Source organism: Pseudomonas sp. RC10-4-2 (assembly GCF_050433085.1).
Taxonomy (GTDB): Bacteria; Pseudomonadota; Gammaproteobacteria; order Pseudomonadales; family Pseudomonadaceae; genus Pseudomonas; species Pseudomonas aeruginosa.
In genome coordinates this window covers 120,645-144,516 of sequence record NZ_JBNPXX010000001.1, presented here as the reverse complement: position 1 = coordinate 144,516, position 23,872 = coordinate 120,645, and the positions used below count along the sequence as shown (strand labels likewise).

Sequence of the window (23,872 nt, the reverse complement as noted above, 5' to 3'; positions counted from 1 at the left end):
TCGCCCTGTCCCACGGACAAGGGCCGACCATTTGCCGGGCGATTATCGAAAGCCCCTGCAAAATGGATGAATAAGAATGACTCTCAGCAGGTTAGTATCGGAAATCCCCAACCGAGAGGATTCGCTTCATGTTCCGCTCCACCTCCCATGTCCGTACCGAATCGGCCGCACGCTACGTCAATCGCCTGTGCAAGCACTGGGGCCACAAGTTCGAAGTCGAACTCACTCCCGAGCGCGGCTTCATCGACTTCGGCGACTCCAACTGCGAGCTGCTCGCCCACCCCGACCATGTCCTGATGATTCTCAACAGCCCCGACGAGGACAGCCTCGCCCACATGCAGAACGTGGTCGCCGATCACCTGCAACGTATGGCCAACAGCGAAAGCCTGGAGATTGCCTGGCAGCCCGCCGAAAGCTGAACGCGCCGCCACCCGGCCGCCCTTCGCGGCCGGGCGCCGGGCGTCACGCGGGGCCATGGAAAGTGCAATTCATTCCCCGGAAAAGCCATTCAGCTCGCTCCGCCCCCGTCCCATCATCCCCTCCAGGCGCTCTCGCGCAGATAACAACAATGACTGGAGACGATGATGAAACCCGAAGATTTCCGTGCCTCTGCCACCCGTCCGTTCACCGGCGAGGAGTACCTCGCCAGCCTGCGCGACGACCGTGAGATCTACATCTACGGCGACCGCGTCAAGGACGTCACCAGCCACCCCGCCTTCCGCAACGCGGCCGCCTCCATGGCCCGGCTCTACGACGCCCTGCACGATCCGCAGAGCAAGGAAAAGCTCTGCTGGGAGACCGATACCGGCAACGGCGGCTATACCCACAAGTTCTTCCGCTACGCGCGCAGCGCCGACGAACTGCGCCAGCAGCGCGACGCCATCGCCGAGTGGTCGCGGCTGACCTACGGCTGGATGGGCCGCACCCCGGACTACAAGGCCGCCTTCGGCAGCGCCCTCGGCGCCAACCCGGGCTTCTACGGGCGTTTCGAGGACAACGCGAAAACCTGGTACAAGCGCATCCAGGAAGCCTGCCTGTACCTCAACCATGCCATCGTCAACCCGCCGATCGACCGCGACAAGCCGGTGGACCAGGTCAAGGACGTGTTCATCTCGGTGGACGAGGAAGTCGACGGCGGCATCGTCGTCAGCGGCGCCAAGGTGGTCGCCACGAATTCCGCGCTGACCCACTACAACTTCGTCGGCCAGGGTTCGGCGCAACTGCTCGGCGACAACACCGACTTCGCCCTGATGTTCATCGCGCCGATGAACACCCCCGGCATGAAGCTGATCTGCCGCCCCTCCTACGAACTGGTGGCGGGTATCGCCGGATCGCCGTTCGACTACCCGCTGTCCAGCCGTTTCGACGAGAACGACGCGATCCTGGTGATGGACAAGGTGTTCATCCCCTGGGAGAACGTACTGATCTACCGCGACTTCGAGCGCTGCAAGCAGTGGTTCCCCCAGGGTGGCTTCGGCCGGCTGTTCCCGATGCAGGGCTGCACCCGTCTGGCGGTCAAGCTCGACTTCATCACCGGCGCCCTCTACAAGGCCCTGCAATGCACCGGCTCCCTGGAGTTCCGCGGCGTGCAGGCGCAGGTCGGCGAAGTGGTGGCCTGGCGCAACCTGTTCTGGTCGCTGACCGACGCCATGTACGGCAACGCCAGCGAATGGCACGGCGGCGCCTTCCTGCCCAGCGCCGAGGCCCTGCAGGCCTACCGCGTGCTGGCGCCGCAGGCCTACCCGGAGATCAAGAAGACCATCGAGCAGGTGGTCGCCAGCGGCCTGATCTACCTGCCCTCCGGCGTTCGCGACCTGCACAATCCGCAACTCGACAAGTACCTCTCCACCTATTGCCGCGGCTCCGGCGGCATGGGCCACCGGGAGCGGATCAAGATCCTCAAGCTGCTCTGGGACGCCATCGGCAGCGAGTTCGGCGGCCGCCACGAGCTGTACGAGATCAACTACGCCGGCAGCCAGGACGAGATCCGCATGCAGGCCCTGCGCCAGGCGATCGGCAGCGGGGCGATGAAGGGCATGCTCGGCATGGTCGAGCAGTGCATGGGCGACTACGACGAGAACGGCTGGACCGTGCCGCACCTGCACAACCCGGACGACATCAACGTGCTCGATCGCATCCGCCAATGACGCCCGCGTCGCCTCCGGAGGTTATCCCCATGTCCCAGCTCGAACCCAGGCAGCAAGCCTTCCGCAACGCCATGGCGCATCTTTCGGCGGCGGTCAACGTGATCACCAGCAACGGCCCGGCCGGACGCTGCGGGATCACCGCCACCGCGGTCTGCTCGGTCACCGACAGCCCGCCGACGCTGATGCTCTGCATCAACCGCAACAGCGAGATGAACACGGTGTTCAAGGCCAACGGTCGACTCTGCGTGAACGTCCTCAGCGGCGAACACGAAGAGGTGGCCCGCCACTTCGCCGGCATGACCGAGGTCCCGATGGAACGCCGCTTCGCCCTCCACGACTGGCGCGAGGGCCTCGCCGGGTTGCCGGTGCTGCACGGCGCCCTGGCCAACCTGCAGGGACGCATCGCCGAGGTCCAGGAGATCGGCACCCACTCGGTGCTGTTGCTGGAACTGGAGGACATCCAGGTCCTCGAACAGGGCGACGGCCTGGTCTACTTCAGCCGCAGCTTCCATCGCCTGCAGCGAGCCTGCCGAGCCGCCTGACCCCTCTCTCCGGAGCCGCCCCACAGGCGGCGTCCGGCCCTCCTCAGCCCTGCACCAGGGCGAAAAGCTGGCTGCGAAAATGGATGTCCAGGCGGGCAAAGGCGCGGTTGCGGTAGGTTTTCACCGTGCTTTCCTTGAGCCCCAGCTCGGCGGCGATACCGGCATGGCTCAACCCGCGCAGCAGGTGCAGGCAGACCGCCAGCTCCTGGGGTGTCAGGTCCGTCGCCCGGTGCAACAGCGCCAGCCGCCACTCGTCGGTCGCGCTGCGTCCCCGGCGCAAGGCCAGGTGCCCCCTCAGCAGTTGCAGCAGGGCCGGCACCCACTGCTCGAAGGCGGCGATCTCGCGCTCGCTGAAATAGCCGTCCTCGCGGTGCCGGTAGAGATTGAACAGCAGCGGCCGGCCTTCCTCGTCCCAATGCAGGCTCGACAGCCGCTCGCTCAGGCCATTGTCCCGATAGATCGCCTCGCGGTAAGCATCGAACTCGATGTCCTCGGCCAGCAGGTGGCCCAGCAGCGGCACCGGGCCGCGGCGCTGGCGCTGCATGCGCAGGAACAGCGGGTCATGGCTGTGGTAGTACCGCGAATAGGCCTGCCAGCAGCGCCACACTAGTTGCGCGTCGCGATGGCGAGTGCCGGCCAGGAGCAGTTCGGGGCGCGGTGCACCGATGCGCAGCACGTTGAAATGACGGGCGGCAACCCAATGGCCAAGGGTTTCCAGCAGAGCGGCGGGGAAGCCTTCGCCACCCAAGGCGCAGGCCAGCTCGACGAAGGGGCGCAGGTCCGCCGACGGCAACCCCGGCGGGGCATTCCAGAAGCTGATCATGGTTGCGGGCACGCATCGTTGTTCTTGTTGTAATGGGTGAGGAAGGGCAGGTCCTGTCCAGGCCTCGACCGACACGTTAGCAACCGCGACGGACGCCGGTAAACCCGCTGTCCACCTCTGGGGGGACAGGCCGGCACTGGAGGAGCGCTAGCCTCGCTGCATGTCTGCCGAAGGAACCCCCGACAATGAGCGCATCGCCTTCCTCCCGCCTGCACCTGCAGGTCACCGATTTCCGCGCTGTTGCGCGCGACGTGGTGCTGGTCGAGCTGGCCGCCGTGGACGGCACCGAGCTGCCGGCCTTCACCCCCGGCGCGCATCTGGAGCTTCACCTGGGCAACGGCCTGATCCGCCACTACTCCCTGCTCAACGACTGCCGCGAACGCCAGCGCTACCAACTGGCGATAGGCCTTGGCGACGACAGCCGTGGCGGCGCCCGCTTCATCCACCGCCAACTGCGCACGGGCGACCGCCTGCACGCGGCGGCACCGCGCAACCACTTCATGCTGCGCGAAGACGCCGCGCGCTACTGCTTCGTCGCTGGCGGCATCGGCATCACCCCGATTCTCTCGATGGTTCGCTGGTGCCAGGCGCAGGGCAAGGACTGGCGCCTACTGTATGCGGTCCGCGAACGCCAGCGCGCAGCCTTCCTCGCCGAACTGATGACGCTCGGTGGCGAACGGACGCGGCTGCATTGCAGCGACGAAGGCGACCCACTCGACAGTACCGCGCTGATCGCCGGCCTAGGTGCCGACGAAGAACTCTATTGCTGCGGACCCGACGGGTTGATGCAGGCCATCCGCGACGCCGGGAGCGGCTGCGCGGAACGCCTGCACTTCGAACGCTTCGACGCTCCAGTAGCGCCGGCGTCCTCGTCCGGCGGCACCGACGCCTTCCGCCTGGAGTTGCGCCGCAGCGCCCTGAGCCTGCGCGTCGAAAGCCACCAGAGCATCCTCGAAGTCCTCGAGGAACAGGGCCTGGAGCCTCCCTACGCCTGCCGCGCCGGGATATGCAGGACCTGCGAGACACGCGTCTGCGCCGGCGAGCCGGAGCACTTCGACCATGTGCTTTCCGACACCGAGCGGGCCAGCGGGGAAACCTTGCTGATCTGCGTATCACGCTGCCGCGGCAACTACCTGGAACTCGATCTCTGACCCCGAAGAACAACCACGGAGACGCCTCATGAGCCTGCCCAACGCCAATCTCATCGCCAGTTCACGCAAGGCCGCCGCGCAGATGGCCACGCGCGACACGTCGTTCATCTTCAACGAGTGGTACGTCGCCGCCTTCGCCGAGGAGGTCGGCCGCGAACTGCTCGCGCGCACTCTGCTCGGCAAGCGCGTGGTGCTCTATCGCACCCTCGCCGGCCAGGCGGTAGCCCTGGAAGATCGCTGCGCGCATCGCTCCTTCCCGCTATCGCGCAGTCGCCTGGAGGGGGACGGGATCGTCTGCGGCTATCACGGTTTCCGCTACGACAGCCAGGGCGAGTTGATCGAGACACCGTCGCAGAAAGCCTGTCCGCGCGGCGTCGGCATCCGTCACTACCCGCTTCTGGAGCGCGGCCCGCTGGTCTGGATTTGGCTCGGCGACCCGCGACTGGCCGACCCGAAGCGACTGCCGCAGCGGCCCTGGCTGGAGGATCCGGGCTGGGCCTGCTCCAAGGGCTACTTCCTACACCCGGGCAACTACGTGAGCATGCACGAGAACCTGATGGACCTGACCCATCTCACCTACCTCCACGCCAATACCATCGGCACCCCGGATTACGCCGGGGCGCCCTATGAGCTGGACCTGAAGGAAGGCCACTACCGGCTGGTACGGCACGTGCTGCCGACCACCCTGTCGCCGGTCTGGGGCCGCACCACCGGCCTCGACGGCTGTCCCACGGCGGCGCGCATCACCACCTCGGAGTTTCTCTCGCCAGGCCTGCACCAGGTCAGCGCGACCTTCTACGACACAGCCCTGCCCGCCGAGCGGCGACCGGAATTCCACATCCGCACGGCGCACATCCTCACCCCGGAGACCCACGGCAGCATGCACTACTTCATCGTCCACGGACGCGATTTCGCCCAGGACGACGAGACCGTCGGCGCTTTCATGCACGAGCAACTGTTCGCCGCCTTCGTCGAGGACGTGGAAGGCCTCGGCGCGCTGGAAAAGGTACTCGCGGAGGCCGATGAGGATAGCTACGAGATCTCCGTCGCCAGCGACGCGCCGGCGGTGGCCACCCGCACCTACCTCAAGCGCCGCGCCGATGAGGAAGCGCGCCAGCGCGCGGCGCACCGGGTGGCCTGAGCGCCGCCCTCAGCGGCGGTGCGCCGGCGGGATCGAGTAGGTGCCGACCACATGGGCGACCGGTTCCGCGTCGCCTTCGGAGAACAGCGAGACCTCGCCCATCGCCAGGGTCTTGCCGACCTTCATCAGGCGGCACTCGGCGACCACCCGGCGGTCCGCCGCGGGACGCCGCAGGAAGTTGATGGTCAGGCTGGTGGTCACCGCCAGCGGGACGATGCCGATCTCGCCCAGTACCGCCACGTACAGCGCGACATCGGCGATGGCCATCAGGGTCGGCCCGGAGACCGTGCCGCCGGGGCGCAGGTCGCTGGCGTCGACCGCCTGCCAGACCGTGGCGCTACGCTCGCCGACGGCTTCGACCACGACCCGGGTCTGGGGAAATTCGCGCTGGATGAAACGGGCGATCTGCTCTTTCTTGTCGGTCACGGAACGGGTCCTTGGCAGTAGGAGGAGGAAAGGTACGGTAGTCGGGTCTAGCGGCCACGCGCCTCGCTCGGCGTCATCCCGTAGCGCGCCTTGAAGGCCCGGGCGAAATGCGCCTGGCTGGAGAAGCCGTGGCGATAGGCGACCTCGGCGACATCCAGGCGCCGGCCCTGGGGCGAAGCGAGCAACTGGCGGGCCCGCTCCAGGCGCCGCTCCTGCAGGTAGCGCCCGGGCGAGCTGCCTTCCTGGGCGAACAGCCGCGCCAGGTGCCGGCTGGAGACGCCAGTGGCGGCGGCCACCCGCTCGCAGCTCAGGGCGGGTTCGTCGAGGTGCTGCTGGATGTACTGCTTGGCCGCCAGCAGGTAGGACGCGCCCAGGGCGCTGGCACGGTGCTCGCCGGCATGGTCGCTGATGATGCTCGCCAGCAGGTCGTAGGCTTCCTCCTGGTAGCGCTCGGCATCCTCGCCATGGGGGCTGTCGAGGAAATCCCGGGTACGCTCGCCGAGGGTCCGCACCAGCAGGCGCTGCACCGGGCTTTCCGCGCCGATCTTCAGCGGTCCCTTGAAGTCGCGCAGGCAGCGCTCGGCGAAATCGTCCTGGGGAATGTCGAAGATGAACTGCCGCATCGGTCCGGAAAAACCGAACAGGTAGGGCTTGTCGGTCCGGTAGATAACCAGCTCGCCCGGTTGCAGGAGGTTGCAGCCGTTGTCCTGGTAGAAGAACGACTGGCTGCCCTGCACCAGGGAGACGAAGATCGACTCCTTGGGCACTGCGCGGATCATCGAGCGGTCGCGCTCCACCACGTGCTCGTTGCCGCCGATGCGGGCCAGCCGCAGGCGTTCGAGGCAGAGGTTGTCCTGGGTCGCGGCGAAGCCGGCCTGGGAATACGACGAACATTTCAGGCCAACCAGGATGGAAGCGTTGTAGTCCTCCCAGAACGCCAGCCGCTGCTCCAGGGGAATGTCCTGGGTGCTGGCCCGCCGGGTTTCGAGCAAGGCATGTGCGGGCATTTTTATTCTTCTCGTCGAACGCTGCGTGGACCTCCCGGACCTCAGGCAAGGCCTCCGGGGCCAGGCGCCGGGCCGCTCCGCCGACCTGTCGCGGTCGGTCGGCGAGGCGCCTGGCACCCCGTCATTAACATCTGAATCCTTTCCTCCGTCAATCGCCCTCCAGCCGGCTCCGACGCTGGGCAGGCCAGCTTGGCGGCGCGTCGCGGGTCGCGCCAGGCCATGTCCGAAAAGCGCAAGCTTCCTGGCCGCCAGGGTCAAACCCGGAGGCCCGCCCATGGCTAGAGTCGGCTCGACGATAACAACGACAGAGGCCGCCCCATGCCCGAACTCGCCACCCGTGAATTCTGGAAAGACCTGCAACCGATTCCCGACTGCTTCAAGCCGGACGCCAAGCCCGAGGTCTACCTGCGCAACGCGCCGACCGAGGACGAGCGCCTCTACGTGCCCTTCACCGAGACCGTGAAGTCGCGTCCGCTGTGGATCTCGCCAAGCGAAAACCGCTGGTGCGACATCCTGATGGCGACGAGCGCCGGCCTGGTCAACCGCCACTACCACCCGCACGAGGTGTTCGCCTACACCATCAGCGGCAAGTGGGGCTACCTGGAACACGACTGGACCGCCACCGCCGGCGACTTCGTCTACGAGACGCCCGGCGAGGGCCACACCCTGGTGGCCTACGAGCACGAGCAGCCGATGCGTGCATTCTTCATCGTCAAGGGACCGCTGGTCTGGCTCGACGAGAAGGGCAACGCGGACGGCATCTTCGACGTCCACGACTACATCGCGATGTGCCGTGAGCACTACGACAAGATCGGCGTCGGCGCCGCCTACATCGACTCCCTGTTCCGCTGACCCCGGGCGCGCGCCGCCCTGGCGGACGCGCGCCTCCCCGCCGGCCGGCCCGCCCGGCCTGGAGACCGACATGGCGCATAACAACAATTCCGCCAGTTACGAAAACGTCCTGCTCTGCGTGCTGTTCCTGACCTTCGGCTTCGTCTTCTTCGACCGCCTGGCGCTGTCCTTCCTGTTTCCCTTCATGGAACAGGAGCTGCAACTGAGCAACAGCCACCTGGGCATGCTCTCCTCGGTGCTGGCCCTGGCCTGGGCGGTATCCGGCGCGCTGGTCGGCGCCTGGTCCGACCGCCGCGGGCAGCGCAAGCCGCTGCTGATCGTGGCGGTGATCCTGTTCTCGCTGTGCTCGGCGCTGTCCGGGCTGGTCGGCGGCTTCCTCAGCCTGCTGCTGTTCCGCGGCATCATGGGCCTGGCCGAGGGGCCGATCCTGCCGCTCTCGCAATCGCTGATGGTCGAGGCCTCCTCGCCACATCGCCGCGGCCTCAACATGGGTCTGCTACAGGGCTCGGCGGCCGGCCTGCTCGGCGCGGTGATCGGCCCGCCGCTGCTGGTGGCCCTGGCCGAAACCCTCGGCTGGCGTCACGCCTTCATCGTCTCGTTGCTGCCGGGCCTGCTGATCGCCTGGTTGATCTGGCGCCATGTGCGTCCCGACCCGCCCCGCGCGCAGCGCCCGGCGCCGCGCGCAGAAGAAGCGAAAGGCAAGCGCCTGGCACTGCTGAAGAGCCGCAACATCCTGCTCTGCACCCTGATCAGTTGCGTATTCGTCACCTGGTTCATCGTGCTGATTTCCTTTACCCCGACCTTCCTGGTCAACGCCCGCGGCTTCAGCCCGGCGACCATGGGCAGGCTGATGAGCTGCCTGGGCGTCGCCTGGGTGGTCTGGGGCTTCGCCGTACCGGCGATATCCGATCGCATCGGCCGTCGACCGACCCTGGTGGCGTTCTCCCTGCTCGCCGCGTGTTGCCCGCTGGCGCTGCTCTATGCGCCGAACGCGACCAGCCTCGGCCTGCTGTTGCTGCTGACCTACACCGGGCTCGGCTGCTTCACCCTGTTCATGGCGACCATCCCGGCGGAGACCGTCTCGCGCGGCGTCATCGCCACCGCCCTCGGCCTGATCATGGGCCTCGGCGAACTGGTCGGCGGTTTCCTCGCGCCGACCGTGGCCGGCTTCGCCGCCGACCGCTTCGGCCTGTCCATCGTCATGTGGATGTCCTGCGGCGGCGCCCTGCTCGCCGCGTTCCTCTCGCTGTTCCTGCGCGAAACCGCGCCCGCCGTGCTGGCGCGCCAGCGCAGCGCGCCTACCTCCGTCCTGCAAGGAAACCAACCATGAAAGCACTGCGCTGGCACGCTGCCCGCGACCTCCGCCTGAGCGAACTGGAACGCCAGGCGCCGCGGCCCGGCGAAGTCGAACTGGAAGTCGCCTACTGCGGCATCTGCGGCAGCGACCTGCACGAATACCAGAGCGGCCCGCACTCGATTCCCCAGGCCGAGGCGCACCCGCTGTCCGGTTGCCGCGCGCCGCTGACCCTCGGCCATGAGTTCTGCGGCGTGGTCGCCGCGCTCGGCCCTGGCGTGGAGGGACTGCGCATCGGCGACCGCGTCGCGGTGGAGCCGGAATACCGCTGCGGCGAATGCCGCTACTGCCGGGAAGGCCGCTACAACCTCTGCGAGTCGATGGGCTTCATCGGCCTGATGGGCGACGGCGGCTTCGCCGAGCGCGCGCGGGTGCCGGCCTACATGCTGCACCGCCTGCCGGACGCGGTGGGCTTCCGCCAGGCCGCCGTGCTCGAACCGGCCGCCGTGGCCCTGCACGCGCTGCGCCGCAGCAGCCTGGCGCCGGGCCAGCGCTGCGCGGTGTTCGGGCTCGGCCCGATCGGCCTGCTGCTGGTGATGCTCGCCCGCCTGCGCGGAATCGAGGACATCGTCGCGATCGACGTCAGTCCCGAGCGCCTCGCCCTGGCCGGGGAGTTCGGCGCCAGCCGGGCGCTCGACGCCCGCGACGGCGACACGGCGGCGCGCCTGCACGAGGGCGGCGCGCTCGACTGCGCCTTCGAGGCCGCCGGCAGCCAGGCCAGCCTCGACGCCGCCCTGGCCAGCCTGCGCAAGGGTGGCGAGCTGGTGCTGGTGAGCCTGATGGGCGAGGTCCGGCTGGACGCCTTCGACCTGGTCAACCGCGAACTGCGCCTGCTCGGCAGCGTCGGCTACCGCGACGCCTACCCGGAGCTGATCGCCCTGCTCGCCGACGGCCGCCTCGACCTGGCCCGCGCAGTGACCCGCAGCGTGCCCCTGGAGCAGGCCGTCGAGCACGGTTTCGAGGCCCTGCTGCGCGACAAGTCGCAGGTCAAGGTGCTGGTCAATCCCAACCCGGCCCTGGCCGACGCCTGAAGGAACGATCGCCGATGGTTTTCCAACACGATATCTACACCGGCCAGCAGGTGCTGGTCACTGGCGGCAGCTCCGGCATCGGCGCGGCCATCGCCATGCAGTTCGCCGAACTCGGCGCCGAAGTCGTCGCCCTCGGCCTGGACGCCGACGGCGTGCACGCACCGCGTCATCCGCGGATTCGCCGGGAAGAACTGGACATCACCGACAGCCAGCGCCTGCAACGGCTGTTCGAAGCGCTGCCGCGCCTGGATGTGCTGGTGAACAACGCAGGCATCAGCCGCGACCGCGAGGAATACGACCTGGCTACCTTCGAACGGGTGCTGCGCCTCAACCTGAGCGCCGCCATGCTCGCCAGCCAACTGGCCCGGCCGCTGCTGGCGCAGCGCGGCGGCAGCATCCTCAACATCGCCTCGATGTACAGCACCTTCGGTTCCGCCGACCGCCCGGCCTACAGCGCCAGCAAGGGCGCCATCGTCCAGCTCACCCGTTCCCTGGCCTGCGAGTATGCCGCCGAGCGCATCCGGGTCAACGCCATCGCCCCCGGCTGGATCGACACGCCGCTGGGCGCCGGGCTCAAGGCCGACGTCGAGGCCACCCGCCGGATCATGCAGCGCACGCCGCTGGCGCGCTGGGGCGAGGCGCCCGAGGTGGCCAGCGCCGCGGCCTTCCTCTGCGGTCCCGGCGCCAGCTTCGTCACCGGCGCCGTGCTGGCGGTGGACGGCGGCTATCTCTGCGCCTGAGCCGCCTTCGCTCCGGATGCACCTGTCCGCTTGGGGCGGACAGCGATTCGCACGACAGAACAACAACAAGACGAGTGCCTTGCCATGAAAACCCTCCGCACCTTGCCGGCGCTGCTCTGCGCCGGTTTCCTCGGTCTCTCCGCGCAGGCCGCCGAAGACAGCCGCAGCGGCCCGCTGGCCGGGTTCGGCGAACGACTCCAGCGCCACGGCGTGAAGACCCACGCGCAGTTCTGGAGCCTGTCGCTGAAGAACCTCGACACCGGCCCGCGCCAGCACAGCTTCGGCAACAGCGGCGACCTGTTCCTCGGCGCCGACCTCGACCTCGCCACCCTCGCCGGCCTGGACGGCGCCTCGCTGCACATCGAGGAAACCCTGTTCATCCTCGACCGCGGCACCGGTCAGCCCACCGGGCCGAGCTGGCAGGGCGCGGTGGGCAGCTACTTCGGCGGCGCGCCGCTGCACAACGACATCGGCGCCAACCAGCTGAGCCTGCTCACCTGGCAGCAGCAGTGGCTGGGCGGACGCCTCGACAGCCATCTCGGACGGACCAATGCGCGGCGCTATTTCCTGATCTACAACTGCGAGACCGTGGTCACCTGCAACGACCCGATCATCGACGCCTCCACCGGCATCCTGCCGCCGCCCTACGGCGCCTGGGGCGGCTACTTGAAGTACCGGGCGACCCCGACCCTGTACCTGCACGCCGGGGCCTTCGAGTCCAACCCGGTGGATTACCTGAAGAAGCGCCATGGCCTCGATTTCGGCACCGACGACGCCAGCGGCACCAGCCTGCTGCTGGGGATCGGCGACAAGCGCGAGGAAAGCCTCGATCCCTACCGCTCGCACTATGAACTCAACGCCTACCTGAACACCGCCAACCAGGTCGACCCGCTCACCGGCGCCAGCGACCACGGCAGCGCCGGCGGCTTCTTCAAGTTCCAGCAGCTGTTCTGGCGCGCCGACGGCGGCCGCCTCGATTCGCCGAGGGCGCTGGGGCTGTTCGGCTCGCTGTCGGTATCGGCCGACGACAAGCAGCCGTTCCGTCATTTCGCCGAGCTGGGCCTGACCTACCATGCGCCCTTCGACCGCACGCGGGACAAGCTCAACCTCAAGGCCAGCTACCTGCGCCTGAACGATCACCAGCTGGAGTTCCAGCGCCAGGCGCGGATCGCCGCTGGCGGCGATGCGAAACTCGGCCAGCGCGACGTGTACGCCCTGGAAACCAATGCGCACATCGCACTGACCCCGCACATCGCGCTGGAGCCGTCGGTGCAGTACATCTTCAACCCGGACAACTACTACAACCCCGGCGCTCGCGAACTGAGCGGAGACGGTTTCGTCGTCGGCCTGCAACTGATGGTCGACATGGGCTCGCTGCTGGGGCTTTAGCGCGCCGCCTGGCAGCCTCGGTCAACCCCGCCGGCAGGCTGGGACAAGCGGCCGGGCGCGCTTCCCCGTCCAATGGAGTAGCGTCGCGCCCATGGGCGCGGGGCGAAAAAGAACGCCGGGCGAGGCCCGGCAGCACACCCAGAAAGGTGCCGACATGACTTCCACTGCCCGCCGTTCGTTCGACTACATCGTGGTCGGCGCCGGCTCCGCCGGTTGCGTCCTGGCCAACCGTCTTTCCGCCGATCCCGCCGTCTCGGTCTGCCTGGTCGAGGCCGGCCCCAGCGACCGCACGCCGCTCCCCGCCGCCTACATCCGCACGCCGGCCGGGATCATCCGCCTGATCGCCAACCCGAAGTGGAACTGGATGCATCGCTTCGCCGCCCAGCCCGGCACCGCCAACCAGCCGATCGCCTGCCCGCGCGGCAAGGTCTGGGGCGGCTCCAGCGCGATCAACGGGATGATCTACATCCGCGGCGACCGCCACGACTACGACCGCTGGGCATCCCTCGGCAACCGTGGCTGGAGCTACGACGAGCTGCTGCCCTACTTTCGCCGCTCGGAACATTTCGAGCCGGGCGAATCGCCCTGGCACGGGCGCGGCGGCGAATTGAACGTCGCCGCGCAGCGCAGCCCGGGCCCGATCAACCAGGTGTTCTTCCAGGCCGCCGAGGAAATGGGCTGGCCGTACAACGCCGACTTCAACGGCGAGCGCCAGGAAGGCATCGGCCCGTTCCACGTCACCCAGGTCAACGGCGAACGCTGTAGCGCGGCGCGCGCCTTCCTGCACCCGGCCCTGGCGCGGCCCAACCTCACCGTGCTCAGCTCGGCGCTGACCCTGCGCGTGCTGCTGGAAGGTACCCGCGCCACCGGCGTGGAGATCAGCCAGGCTGGCGAGGTCGTGCAATTACAGGCACGCCGCGAAGTGATCCTCAGCGCCGGCTCGATCAACTCGCCGCAGCTCCTGTTGCTCTCCGGCATCGGCCCGGCGGCGGAACTGGCGCGCCACGGCATCGTCCAGCGCCATGAGTTGCCTGGGGTCGGCGAGAACCTGCAGGACCACCAGGACATCGTGCTGATGTACCGCACCGAGGCCAAGCTCGGCTACGGCCTGGGCTTCTCGCCGAAGGGCTGGCTGCCGCTGCTGCGCTCGCCCTGGCAGTACCTGTTCGGCCGGCGCGGGGCGCTGACCTCGAACACCGTCGAGTCCGGTGGCTTCCTCCGCCTCGACCCGCAGGCAGAGACCCCGGAGCTGGGTCTGATCGTCGCCCCCGCGCTGAAGAACCAGCCGCAGCGCCTGGTCCCCTTCGGCCACGGGGTCAGCCTGCACGTCGCGGTGATGCACCCGCAGAGCCGCGGGCGGGTCCGCCTGAACTCGCCGGACCCGCACGACCGGCCGCTGATCGAAGCCAACTTCCTCAGCCACCCTGCCGACCTCGATACCCTGGTCCGGGGTTTCCAACTGGTCCGCAAACTGGCCGCCAGCCGCAGCTTCGCCCGTCACCTCAAGGGCGAGCTGGTACCGGGCCCGCAGGTTTCCAGCCGCGGCCAGATCGAGGCCTGGATCCGCGCCAACCTGGGCACCGTGTTCCATCCGGTGGGCACCTGCAAGATGGGCCACGACCAGCTCGCGGTGGTCGACGACCAGTTGCGCGTGCACGGCCTGCAAGGCCTGCGGGTGGCCGATGCGTCGATCATGCCGACGCTGATCACCGGCAATACCAACGCCCCGGCGATCATGATCGGCGAGAAGGCCGCCGACCTGATCCTCGGCAAGCCGGCGCCCCATGCACCGCCCGCGCGACAACCGGCCGTGCAGGCTCTGGCCGGCGCCTGACTAGCCGCCCTGGCTGCAGGCGCTGGCGTACTTGCGGTAGGCCAGCGAATGCAGCTTGCCGGCGGAGTCTAGGTAGTCCATCCGTGCATCGACGATCTCGCAGGTGGTCGACGCCTGTTCCTGGGTCGCCACCACCTTGTGCACATCCAGCGGCATGCCGTAGCGGTAGCTTTCGGTCGGTACCGGTGCGGCGGCCTGGGCGGCGAACGCGGGAAGCGCAAGCGCGGCGAGCAGGGTGGTGGCGAGCAGGGTGCGAGTCATGGGGGATATCCTGGCGGCAGGACCGCGTCGGTGGAAGGCGACATGCCTTCGTCGAGGCCTATTCCAGGCCGCGGAGTTGTCCCGGATGTGTCGCTGGAATGCCCGATTCGTCAGCCGCTGTATCGCCGCTGCCGGCCGATACATGGCCGTACATTCGCCGCCCCGCTCCCGCCGGACGAATCGCGCCCGGCGCCATCCGTCGTCTCCCCCGTTCGCGACAGCGACAACCGGGCTTTTTTGCACGCCCCGGTATTCGCCCCGGCTCCGGATACAGTGCAATACAAACCCCGGCAGGCAAGCGCCGCGGGCGCGGATACACTGCTTGCAAGCACACCAACCGCCACGGGAGCCAGGCAATGGAGCATGTCGATCACATCCTGATCGTCGACGATGACCGCGAGATTCGCGAGCTGGTAGGCAACTACCTGAAGAAGAACGGCCTGCGCACCACCATCGTCGCCGATGGCCGGCAGATGCGCGCGTTCCTCGAAGCCAACACGGTGGACCTGATCGTCCTCGACATCATGATGCCCGGCGACGACGGCCTGCTGCTCTGCCGCGAGCTGCGCGTCGGCAAGCACAAGGCCACGCCGGTGCTGATGCTCACCGCGCGCAACGACGAGACCGACCGCATCATCGGCCTGGAGATGGGCGCCGACGACTACCTGACCAAGCCCTTCTCCGCCCGCGAACTGCTTGCCCGGATCAACGCCGTGCTGCGGCGTACGCGGATGCTGCCGCCGAACCTCACCGTGAGCGAGAGCAGCCGGCTGATCGGCTTCGGCCAGTGGCAACTGGACACCAGCGCCCGCCACCTGCTCGACGACGCCGGCACCGTGGTCGCCCTCAGCGGCGCCGAGTACCGCCTGCTGCGGGTGTTCCTCGATCATCCGCAACGGGTACTCAGTCGCGACCAGTTGCTCAACCTGACCCAGGGCCGCGAGGCGGACATCTTCGACCGTTCCATCGACCTGCTGGTCAGCCGCCTGCGCCAACGCCTCGGCGACGACGCCCGCGAACCGGAGTACATCAAGACCGTGCGCAGCGAGGGCTATGTGTTCTCGCTGCCGGTGCGACTGGTCGAGGCCCATCCATGAAGCTCGCCGTGCCGCGCCCGCGCAGCCTCGCCGCGCGCCTGGCGCTGATCCTCTTCGCCGGGCTGGTGCTGGCCTACGGGCTGTCCTTCGCCTCGCAGTTCTACGAGCGCTACCAGACCGCGAAGCACATGATGCTCGACAGCCTCGAACAGGACGTGGCGATCTCGGTAGCCATGCTCGACCGCCTGACGCCCGCCGAGCGCGAGGCCTGGCTGCCGCGCCTGGAACGACGCACCTACCGCTATCGCCTCGACGCCGGCGAGCCCGGCCAGCCGCTGGCGCTGGCCGACGCGCCGGTTGCCGCGCACTCCATCGAACGCGCCCTCGACGGTCAATACCCGCTGACCCTGCGCACGGTGGCCGACAGCCGTCCGCACTTCCAGGTCCTCCTGCGCCTGCGCGACGGCAGCCCGCTGACCATCGACGTCACGCCGGCCCCGGTGCCGCTGTCCGGCTGGCTGCCGCTGGTACTGCTGGTGCAGTTGCTCCTGCTGCTGCTCTGCACCGGCCTCGCGGTGCGCACCGCCATCGGCCCGCTGACCCGGCTGGTGAAGGCCGTGGAACATCTCGATCCGAATCGTCCGGCACAGCCTCTCGCGGAAACCGGCCCACGCGAAGTGGCGCATGCAGCGGCGGCCTTCAACGCCATGCAGGCGCGCATCGCCGACTACCTCAAGGAGCGCATGCAATTGCTCGCGGCGATTTCCCACGACCTGCAGACGCCGATCACGCGGATGAAGCTGCGCGTCGAGTTCATGGACGCCTCCAGCGACAGGGACAAGCTGTGGAATGATCTCGAAGAGATGCAGCACCTGGTCCGCGAAGGCGTGGCCTATGCCCGCAGCATGCACGGCAGCACCGAGACCAGTTGCCGGGTGGACCTCGACGCCTTCCTCGACAGCCTGGTCTTCGACTATCAGGACAGCGGCAAGCAGGTACAACTCGACGGCCGTACCGGCGCGGTGATCGACACCCGTCCGCACGCCCTGCGCCGAGTGCTGGTGAACCTGGTCGACAATGCGCTGAAGTTCGCCGGCGCCGCGCGCCTGGAAGTGGAACGCCGTACCGATGGCGGCACGCGAATCCAGGTGCTGGACAATGGCCCGGGGATTCCCGCCGAGGAACTCGACGAGGTGCTCAAGCCCTTCTACCGGGTGGAAAACTCGCGCAATCGCGACACCGGCGGCACCGGCCTCGGCCTGGCCATCGCGCAGCAGCTGAGCCTGGCCCTCGGCGGCCGCCTGACCCTGGCCAACCGCGCCGGCGGCGGGCTTTGCGCGCGCATCGAGCTGGACCCCTGAGGCGCCTGTACAGAGCGATACATAACCGCCCTCGGCGGACACACTGCGGATAAACCCGCTTGCAACACTCCTGGCCACGGGAAGCGGCGGCACATCGCCGAGCCGCTCCCGGCAACCAGGAGCCCCACCATGACCGTCCCAACCTCTCAATCCGCCTGGCACGGCTGGCGACTGTTCGCCGTCCTCGCCGTCGCCGTGCTGTGCATGACCGCCCTCGTCCTGGCTCTCCAGGCGCAACCGGTGGAGGGCCTGCGCAGCGCCATCCGCGCCACCGCGCGCAGTTCCTTCGCGCTGTTCCTCGCCGCTTTCCTCGCGTCCTCGCTGGCGACCCTGGTGCCCGGCCCGGGGACCCGCGCGCTGCTCCGTGAAAGGCGCTACCTGGGCCTGGCCTTCGCCTTCTCCCACGCAGTACACGCCTTGCTGATCCTGGCCTACTGGAAGCTGTTCCCCGAGACATTCTGGAGCGGCCGCTCGGTCGCGGCGAACATCCCCGGCTCGATCGGCTACCTGTTCATCCTGCTGCTCACCCTCACCTCCTTCCGCACCCCGGCCCGACTGCTCGGCCCACGCGCCTGGAAAGCCCTGCACTCGACCGGCACCTGGGTGCTGGCGGGCATCTTCTGCCTGTCGTTCTTCAAACGCATCCCCATGGGCGGCTGGTACGTACTGGCGTTCGCCACGATCTTCTCCGCCATCGTCCTCAAGCTCACCGCCAAGCTCGCCGTGCGCTTGCGTCGTCGCGACGTACAGCCGGCCTGACCCATCCACCGCCCTCAACGAGACATCGATCATGCAAGCATCCGACCTGCGCGCCTGGCGCCGACCCTTCGCCCTGCTCGACCGCTGCGGCGGCTGGAGCGCCGACCTGTCCCTGCGACTGTTCCTGGCCTGGGAGTTCTTCGAGTCCGGTTGGGAAAAGTGGAACGGCGAGAACTGGTTCGGCGATATCCAGTCGGCTTTCCCCTTTCCCTTCGACCGCCTGCCCGCCGCCTTCAACTGGGAACTGTCGCTGTGGGCCGAACTGCTCGGCGCGCTGTTCCTCCTGCTCGGCCTCGGTACCCGCCTGACCGCCCTGGTGCTGATCGTCGTCACCCTGGTGGCGACCGCCGCCGTACACTGGCCGGCGGAGTGGTCGAGCCTGGCGGAACTGGCCCGCGGCTACTCGATCACCGACCACGGCTTCGGCAATTTCAAGCTCCCGGCGATCTACCTGGCGGCGCTGCTGCCGCTGCTGTTGGCGGGGGCGGGGAAGCTGAGCCTGGACCACTGGCTCGGGCGGCGCCTGGGCCTGTCCCGCTAGGATTCGGCCAGCCACGGAAAAACCCCGGAACGCGATCGCCTCCGGGGTTTTTCACAGCAAGCCAGAACCATCCCACCCACCGCGTAGGGCGAATAGCGCCAACGGCGCTATTCGCCGATACACCGGACCCACCCCGGCGGATAACCGCAAGCGGTTATCCGCCCTACACCAAGACCGTCCCACCCACCACGTAGGGCGGATAGCGCCAAAGGCGCTATCCGCCGATGCATCGACTCCACAAGGGCTGCGTCGTCATCCGCCCGCCCAATCGCGTTCCAGGGTTCCGAGCACGACACCCTGGGTCCGCAACGCTGCCAGCAACTCCAGCCCCGCCGCGTCGAGCGCTCCGGGCGCACTCCGCGCCTCGAGCGCCAGCGCCGCCAGGTGCTCGCGCCCGCTCAGGCGCCGTCTCGCCAGCGACTCCAGCAGGCGGTAGGCCAGCGGAGTCAGGCGCGCGGTATGCACGCGATGCGAGGAATCGCGGTGCATCAACAGCAGGGTCGGTTCCGCAGGCGCTTCGGCGAGCGCGACGTCCTCTTCGAGCCGATGCACCGGCCAGCGATAGCCCAGCGGCAGCGCCAGGCTCGACAGCAGCGGCACCCCGTCGAGCAGGTCGCCTTCACGCCGATACGGCGGATCGTCGGGCTCGGCCAGGTAGAGGCGCGTTTCGCTCCATTCGAAGTGGGCCAACTCGGCTTGCCACGCCGGCCGATACTCGCCCCGCTGCCGCAGGTAGTCGACGAAGACCCCGGCGATACGGGTGAACAGGGGGGTATGGCTTCTCTCCTCGCGATAGAACTCGCGCACCAGGCCATGCCACTGCTGCTCGCCAAGCAGCCCGCGCAAGCGCGGGAAGCCGCTGGCAAGGAGGCCTTCGATAGCGTTGTAGAACAGCTCGCGGTAGACCCGCAGGCGACGTTCTTCGATGTCCGGCGGCGGCGCATTGCCAAGCGGGTCGCGCAGGTGCCGGGCGAGGCTGAACTGCTGTTGGCGCAGGCGCTCATCCATGACGGCGTCCCTCGTCGCGTTGCCATTGGCGGATCTGCTCCACTTCCAGCAGCAGTTCGCCCAGCGGCGGATAGTTGAAGTCCCGCTCGAGCAGGGTCGGGCGCACGCCGAAGCGACGATAGGCGGCTCCGAGCAAGGCCCAGACGCCGGGCTTCACGGCGGCACCATGGGTGTCGATCTTCAGGTCCGGCGCCTCGTCGTAGTGCCCCGCCACATGGTAGGCGGCGACCCGCCCGGGCGGCAGCCGGGCGAGGAAGTCGAGGGCGTCGTAGCCGTGGTTGCAGGCGTTGACGAACAGGTTGTTGACGTCCAGCAACAGGTCGCAGTCGGCCTCGTCGAGTACCGCGTTGACGAACTCGATCTCGCTCATCTCCCGGTACGGCGCTGCATAGTAGGAAATGTTCTCCACCGCGATGCGCCGCTCCAGGCGTTCCTGCGCCTCGCGGATGCGCGCCGCGACGTGACGCACCGCGGCCTCGGTGAACGGCAGCGGCAACAGATCATAGAGATGGCCATCGTCGGAACAGTAACTGAGGTGCTCGCTGTACAACGCGACCCGGTGGCGGACGAGGAAGCGTCGGGTCTGCTCGATGAAGGCGGCATCCAGCGGTGTGGAGCCGCCGAGGGACAGCGAGAGACCGTGGCAGGTCAGTGGAAAGCGCTCCACCAGGCGCTCCAGGTCGGCACCGAAGGCACCGCCGACGCCGATCCAGTTGTCCGGCGCGCATTCGAGGAAGTCCACCGCGCCGGGCGCCATCGCCAGCAGTTGCGGAAGCAGGCCGCGCCTCAGGCCGAGGCCGGCGGCGTTGTCGATCAGGGTCATGGGATAGCTCCGGAAACGGCGACGCCCCCGCTTTCCCAGGGGAAAGAGAGGGCGCCGCCAGGGTGTGGAAAGGCTCAGTGCCGGCCTTGCTCCAGCTTGCTGAACAGCCCGGCGGGCATCGGCTTGCCGTTGGCCTCGTAGGTCTTGCGCAGGTGTTCGTAGGCCTCGGCTTCGGAAATGAAGCCGTCATGGTCGCTATCGATGCTGTCGAACTCACCGGCACGGTCCTTGGCCACCGCGAGGAACTCGGCGCGCGAGACCTTGCCATCGTGATCGGTGTCGGTTCGGGCAAAGGAGGCGTCGCCGCACTTGCCCTCCCCGCACTTGCCCTCGGCGCCGGCCTTGGCCGGGGTCTTCGCGGAGCCGCCGCTACCACACTTGCCTTCTCCGCACTTGCCTTCGCCGGCGCTCGCCGCCGCCACTTGCAGCCCCTGGCCCAGCGGCTCGACGGCGAACGCCGAACCGCCGAGCAGCATTCCCCCCACCAGTACGGCACCGAGCAGGCTAGCGGAAGTCTTTTGACGCGAATCGAAAACGGACATGCTTCTTCTCCACAGTAAACGCGGCCGGGCCGCAGGCGCGGCGCTGGTGGGCGCCGGTACGAACCGGGCGGCGGGACCTTCTGGGGTCGTCCCGGGCGCCGCGGTTCGGATGTGGCCATTTCGCCTGGGAGATGTATCGGGGGTGTATCGCCCGACACGTGGATTTGTACGCCGGAGGTATCGAAACCGCGCATGGATACAAAGCGATACGCAATCGAGCGCGGGCATGCCGACGAAGTGCCGGGCATCTCTCACTCCCGCCGGCCCATCTCGGCTACCGTTAGGAGACAGCCACCTGGCCCAGTCTCGAGGTCGAGCCCATCGTGCTGAAACGCATTCCGGTAACCCAGCTTCGCCTCGGTATGTTCGTCCAGAGCCTTTGCGGCTCGTGGCTGGACCACCCGTTCTGGAAAAGAGGTGGCTTCCTGCTCGACAGCCAGGCCGACCTGCAGCGCCTGCGCGAAAGCGCCGTGAAGGAGGTCTGGATCGATGCCAGCAAGGGCCTCGACCTCCCGGAGGAAGCGGCGGTCTCGGCCGCTGCGGTCCTGCCGGTCACCATGCCGGCCGGCCCTTCGCCGGCGCGGGTCGCCCTGGAGGAGGAAATCCGCCACGCCGCCCTGCTCTGCAGCCGTGCCAAGGCCGCCGTGGTCAGCATGTTCCGCGACGCGCGCATGGGCCAGGCCATCGATACCGCGCATGCATCGGACCTGGTGGACGAAATCTCCGCCTCGGTGCTGCGCCATCCCAACGCGCTACTCAGCCTGGTACGGCTGAAGACCTCGGATGAATACACCTACATGCATTCGGTGGCGGTCTGTGCGCTGATGATCGCCCTCGCCCGCCAGCTCGAACTGCCCGACCCGCTGGTACGCGAGGCGGGGCTGGCCGGACTGCTGCACGACATCGGCAAGATGGCGGTGCCCGATCCGATCCTGAACAAGCCCGGCAAGCTCACCGACCAGGAGTTCGGCCTGGTTCGCCGGCATCCGCAGAACGGCGCGCGGATGCTGCTCGATTGCCGCCAGGTCAGCGCCCTGGTGGTGGATGTCTGCCTGCACCACCACGAGCGCATCGACGGCACCGGCTACCCCTTCGGCCTGGCGCAGGAGCAGATCAGCCTGCTGGCGCGAATGGGCGCGGTGTGCGACGTCTACGACGCGATCACCTCCGACCGTCCCTACAATAAGGGCTGGAACGCCGCCGAGGCGATCCGACGCATGGCCGAATGGAACGGGCACTTCGACCCGCAGGTGTTCCGCGCCTTCGTCAAGGCGGTGGGCATCTACCCGGTCGGCGCGCTGGTCAGGCTGGAAAGCGGGCGCCTCGGCGTGGTCCTCGAACAACACGGCCGCTCGCTGCTGACGCCACGGGTCAAGGTATTCTTCTCGGCCCGCTCGAAGGTGCCGATCCCGCAGCAGGTGGTAGACCTGGGTAGGGCCGGACAGACCGACCGAATCGTCGGCTTCGAGCCGGCGGAAGCCTGGAACTTCCGCAATCTCGACGAGATGTGGACGGGACTGGCCAAGTCCACGGGCTCTTATTTCGACGCGGGAACCGGAAATCCGTAGACGCCTTCCGCCCGCAAGCCGAGCACCGCTCCCGTAGGGCGCATAACGCGAAGCGTTATCCGCCGTTTCGCCGCAATCTCCGCCTGCTCCGCGTTGCTTTAAGCGCACCATCGTCGATACTGCTGGCAATCCGCCGACAGTTTTCAAGAGGCCATATGAGTCCGCTCCTGGAGACAATCGAAGAGCACAGCAGAAATGGCTGTGCTCCATCCAAAGCGTTGATTGCCCTGTGGTCCGCAGGCGCCGACCTGAGGGTTTCCCCGAGGAAGGCTGGCCGCCTATGCGAACTTGCCGTCGTTGCCGCAGCAGGGAAAGCAGGCATGCTCGAGAGCGAGATCGTTGCGGCACGCCGGGCCTATGCCGCCAGCCTGGGAGTGACGCTTAGCGGAGCGATCAGCAACGCCGACGAGCCGGTCCATATCCGCCACGCCGTCAGCAATTCCAATCACAACCCCAACGCCTCAAACCGTATCAACCTTGGGAGGGCCCGAGCGTATAAAAAAAGGCGCGAGGAAGGTGATTACTTCTTCATCGACACTTGAATCGCCTGCATAACCGTTATCTCCCCCGCGCCTCAACGGCAGCCATCTCCAGCAACCACCCCCGGAACGCCAGCATCGCGCTGGTCTCCCCCCGCGACTGCAAGCGCGTCAGCCAGTAGCTGCCGGTACTCACTTCGGTGGCGAACGGACGCCGGATGCTCTCGCTGGCCAGTTGCCGGGCAAACATCGCCGCCGGCGCCAGGGCCACGCCGACACCCTGGCGGGCCGCCTCGAGCATGGCCAGCGAGGTGTCGAAGACGATGCTCCGGGTCAGTGGCGCGTGCGCCGGCAGTCCGGCCGCCTGGAACCACAGCGGCCACTCGTCGGCGCGGTAGGAGCGCAGCAGGGTGTGCTGCAGCAGGTCGGCGGGACTGTGCAACTGGGCGGCGACCTCCGGGCAGCAGAGCACCGTCAGCGGCGCCTCGAACAACGCCAGCGCCTCGGTGCCGTGCCAGGCGCCGCCGCCGAAGCGGATCGCGTAGTCGAGCCCCTCGGCGGCGATGTCGACGCGGTTGTTGTGGGTGGACAGGCGCAGATCGATGAAGGGATGGCGCGCCTGGAAGTCCTCCAGCCGCGGCAGCAGCCAACCGACCGTGAAGGTTCCGACCGCGCCGACGGTGAGCACGTCCCGGTAGTGGCCACCCTCGAAACGTTCCAGCAGGCCGGCGATGCGGTCGAAGGAGTCACACAGCACCGGCAGCAGGCTCTCGCCCTCGTGGGTCAGCATGAGGCCGCGCGGCAGACGCTTGAACAGGGCCACGCCGAGACGCTCCTCGAGGCTCTTCACCTGGTGGCTGACCGCCGCCTGGGTCACGCACAGCTCGATGGCCGCGCGGGTGAAGCTCAGGTGCCGGGCCGAAGCTTCGAAGGCGCGCAGGGCGTTCAGCGGCAAATGGGGTCGAACCAATCTCTGCTCCAAATTTTTCTAATGGCTGCCGCGAGTATTCGTCGTTTGCCGCAAATCCTGCGCAAGCCTAGATTTTCCCCGCCCGC

25 protein-coding genes are annotated in these 23,872 nt (G+C 68.0%); 17 read left to right on the top strand and 8 right to left on the bottom strand.

Annotated features, from left to right (window positions below; genetic code table 11):
• Positions 1 to 128: 128 nt before the first annotated feature.
• The 3 genes from FHW81_RS00640 to hpaC all read left to right on the top strand — a co-directional run bounded on the left by FHW81_RS00640 (position 129) and on the right by hpaC (position 2,689).
• Positions 129 to 419 (top strand): DUF2218 domain-containing protein, encoded by a 291-nt coding sequence (locus FHW81_RS00640; RefSeq protein WP_003093387.1) that lies wholly within the window; start codon positions 129 to 131, stop codon positions 417 to 419.
• 165 nt (positions 420 to 584) lie between these two features.
• On the top strand, positions 585 to 2,147 hold the full coding sequence (gene hpaB, locus FHW81_RS00635) for a 4-hydroxyphenylacetate 3-monooxygenase, oxygenase component (RefSeq protein WP_003104533.1): 1,563 nt from the start codon (positions 585 to 587) through the stop codon (positions 2,145 to 2,147).
• 29 nt (positions 2,148 to 2,176) lie between these two features.
• Positions 2,177 to 2,689: a 4-hydroxyphenylacetate 3-monooxygenase, reductase component gene (hpaC, locus tag FHW81_RS00630; protein ID WP_003093392.1), complete on the top strand. Its 513-nt coding sequence runs from the start codon at positions 2,177 to 2,179 to the stop codon at positions 2,687 to 2,689.
• A 43-nt stretch (positions 2,690 to 2,732) separates the two neighbouring features.
• On the opposite strand, the gene FHW81_RS00625 is transcribed toward hpaC, so the two are convergent.
• On the bottom strand, positions 2,733 to 3,524 hold the full coding sequence (locus tag FHW81_RS00625; protein ID WP_223699703.1) for a helix-turn-helix transcriptional regulator: 792 nt from the start codon (positions 3,522 to 3,524) through the stop codon (positions 2,733 to 2,735).
• A gap of 173 nt (positions 3,525 to 3,697) precedes the next feature.
• Here FHW81_RS00625 and FHW81_RS00620 point away from each other — a divergent pair, with 173 nt between their 5' ends.
• Together FHW81_RS00620 and FHW81_RS00615 are read left to right on the top strand one after the other, a co-directional pair.
• Positions 3,698 to 4,663, top strand: coding sequence for a PDR/VanB family oxidoreductase (locus FHW81_RS00620; protein ID WP_003093396.1), 966 nt, complete (start codon positions 3,698 to 3,700; stop codon positions 4,661 to 4,663).
• A gap of 28 nt (positions 4,664 to 4,691) precedes the next feature.
• Entirely contained in the window at positions 4,692 to 5,804 is a 1,113-nt protein-coding gene (locus FHW81_RS00615) for a Rieske 2Fe-2S domain-containing protein (protein ID WP_003119104.1), read from the top strand.
• Positions 5,805 to 5,813: 9 nt separating this feature from the next.
• Here the strand turns inward: FHW81_RS00615 and FHW81_RS00610 are convergent, their stop codons facing one another.
• The gene (locus tag FHW81_RS00610; RefSeq protein WP_003104529.1) at positions 5,814 to 6,230 is read right to left on the bottom strand and encodes a PaaI family thioesterase; all 417 of its coding nucleotides are present in this window, start codon (positions 6,228 to 6,230) and stop codon (positions 5,814 to 5,816) included.
• A 47-nt stretch (positions 6,231 to 6,277) separates the two neighbouring features.
• Entirely contained in the window at positions 6,278 to 7,237 is a 960-nt protein-coding gene (locus FHW81_RS00605) for a helix-turn-helix domain-containing protein (protein ID WP_003093398.1), read from the bottom strand.
• A gap of 318 nt (positions 7,238 to 7,555) precedes the next feature.
• Between FHW81_RS00605 and FHW81_RS00600 the strand changes: the two genes are divergently transcribed.
• From FHW81_RS00600 to FHW81_RS00575, 6 genes are all read left to right on the top strand, one after another.
• Positions 7,556 to 8,089 carry a 2,4'-dihydroxyacetophenone dioxygenase family protein gene (locus FHW81_RS00600; RefSeq protein ID WP_003113028.1) on the top strand — a complete coding sequence of 178 codons (534 nt, stop codon included), beginning with the start codon at positions 7,556 to 7,558 and terminating at the stop codon, positions 8,087 to 8,089.
• A gap of 70 nt (positions 8,090 to 8,159) precedes the next feature.
• Positions 8,160 to 9,419 (top strand): MFS transporter, encoded by a 1,260-nt coding sequence (locus tag FHW81_RS00595; protein WP_003158816.1) that lies wholly within the window; start codon positions 8,160 to 8,162, stop codon positions 9,417 to 9,419.
• Positions 9,416 to 10,474 carry a 2,3-butanediol dehydrogenase gene (locus FHW81_RS00590; RefSeq protein WP_171893945.1) on the top strand — a complete coding sequence of 353 codons (1,059 nt, stop codon included), beginning with the start codon at positions 9,416 to 9,418 and terminating at the stop codon, positions 10,472 to 10,474. The genes FHW81_RS00595 and FHW81_RS00590 overlap by 4 nt, the downstream gene beginning before the upstream one ends.
• A gap of 14 nt (positions 10,475 to 10,488) precedes the next feature.
• On the top strand, positions 10,489 to 11,214 hold the full coding sequence (locus FHW81_RS00585) for an SDR family NAD(P)-dependent oxidoreductase (protein WP_016852460.1): 726 nt from the start codon (positions 10,489 to 10,491) through the stop codon (positions 11,212 to 11,214).
• An 84-nt stretch (positions 11,215 to 11,298) separates the two neighbouring features.
• The gene (locus tag FHW81_RS00580; protein WP_003093407.1) at positions 11,299 to 12,603 is read left to right on the top strand and encodes a carbohydrate porin; all 1,305 of its coding nucleotides are present in this window, start codon (positions 11,299 to 11,301) and stop codon (positions 12,601 to 12,603) included.
• Positions 12,604 to 12,757: 154 nt separating this feature from the next.
• Positions 12,758 to 14,437, top strand: a complete 1,680-nt coding sequence (locus tag FHW81_RS00575; protein WP_003118209.1) for a GMC family oxidoreductase — start codon at positions 12,758 to 12,760, stop codon at positions 14,435 to 14,437.
• On the opposite strand, the gene FHW81_RS00570 is transcribed toward FHW81_RS00575, so the two are convergent.
• The gene (locus FHW81_RS00570) at positions 14,438 to 14,698 is read right to left on the bottom strand and encodes a DUF2790 domain-containing protein (RefSeq protein ID WP_003113024.1); all 261 of its coding nucleotides are present in this window, start codon (positions 14,696 to 14,698) and stop codon (positions 14,438 to 14,440) included. It abuts the gene before it with no gap.
• A 356-nt stretch (positions 14,699 to 15,054) separates the two neighbouring features.
• On the opposite strand from FHW81_RS00570, the gene bfmR reads away from it, so the two are divergent.
• From bfmR to FHW81_RS00550, 4 genes are all read left to right on the top strand, one after another.
• Positions 15,055 to 15,795, top strand: coding sequence for a two-component system response regulator BfmR (gene bfmR, locus FHW81_RS00565; protein WP_003113023.1), 741 nt, complete (start codon positions 15,055 to 15,057; stop codon positions 15,793 to 15,795).
• Complete coding sequence (locus FHW81_RS00560) at positions 15,792 to 17,096, top strand: sensor histidine kinase (protein WP_003113022.1); 1,305 nt, start codon at positions 15,792 to 15,794, stop codon at positions 17,094 to 17,096. Before bfmR ends, FHW81_RS00560 begins: the two co-directional genes overlap by 4 nt.
• A 129-nt stretch (positions 17,097 to 17,225) precedes the next feature.
• Complete coding sequence (locus FHW81_RS00555; RefSeq protein WP_003113021.1) at positions 17,226 to 17,855, top strand: ferric reductase-like transmembrane domain-containing protein; 630 nt, start codon at positions 17,226 to 17,228, stop codon at positions 17,853 to 17,855.
• Positions 17,856 to 17,886: 31 nt separating this feature from the next.
• A complete protein-coding gene (locus tag FHW81_RS00550) occupies positions 17,887 to 18,396 on the top strand; it encodes an HvfX family Cu-binding RiPP maturation protein (protein WP_003113020.1) in 510 nt (169 codons plus the stop codon).
• Between the two features lie 252 nt (positions 18,397 to 18,648).
• On the opposite strand, the gene FHW81_RS00545 is transcribed toward FHW81_RS00550, so the two are convergent.
• The 3 genes from FHW81_RS00545 to FHW81_RS00535 form a co-directional block, all read right to left on the bottom strand.
• Positions 18,649 to 19,404 (bottom strand): HvfC family RiPP maturation protein, encoded by a 756-nt coding sequence (locus FHW81_RS00545; RefSeq protein ID WP_003118207.1) that lies wholly within the window; start codon positions 19,402 to 19,404, stop codon positions 18,649 to 18,651.
• Positions 19,397 to 20,227: an HvfB family MNIO-type RiPP peptide maturase gene (locus tag FHW81_RS00540; RefSeq protein ID WP_003118206.1), complete on the bottom strand. Its 831-nt coding sequence runs from the start codon at positions 20,225 to 20,227 to the stop codon at positions 19,397 to 19,399. Before FHW81_RS00540 ends, FHW81_RS00545 begins: the two co-directional genes overlap by 8 nt.
• Positions 20,228 to 20,301: 74 nt before the next feature.
• Entirely contained in the window at positions 20,302 to 20,769 is a 468-nt protein-coding gene (locus tag FHW81_RS00535) for an HvfA family oxazolone/thioamide-modified RiPP metallophore (protein ID WP_003121936.1), read from the bottom strand.
• A gap of 323 nt (positions 20,770 to 21,092) precedes the next feature.
• On the opposite strand from FHW81_RS00535, the gene FHW81_RS00530 reads away from it, so the two are divergent.
• Positions 21,093 to 22,337: a cyclic di-GMP phosphodiesterase gene (locus FHW81_RS00530; protein WP_003118204.1), complete on the top strand. Its 1,245-nt coding sequence runs from the start codon at positions 21,093 to 21,095 to the stop codon at positions 22,335 to 22,337.
• Between the two features lie 155 nt (positions 22,338 to 22,492).
• A complete protein-coding gene (locus FHW81_RS00525) occupies positions 22,493 to 22,879 on the top strand; it encodes a hypothetical protein (protein WP_169917315.1) in 387 nt (128 codons plus the stop codon).
• 16 nt (positions 22,880 to 22,895) lie between these two features.
• On the opposite strand, the gene ampR is transcribed toward FHW81_RS00525, so the two are convergent.
• Positions 22,896 to 23,786: a LysR family transcriptional regulator AmpR gene (ampR, locus tag FHW81_RS00520; protein ID WP_003101291.1), complete on the bottom strand. Its 891-nt coding sequence runs from the start codon at positions 23,784 to 23,786 to the stop codon at positions 22,896 to 22,898.
• Positions 23,787 to 23,872: the final 86 nt, after the last annotated feature.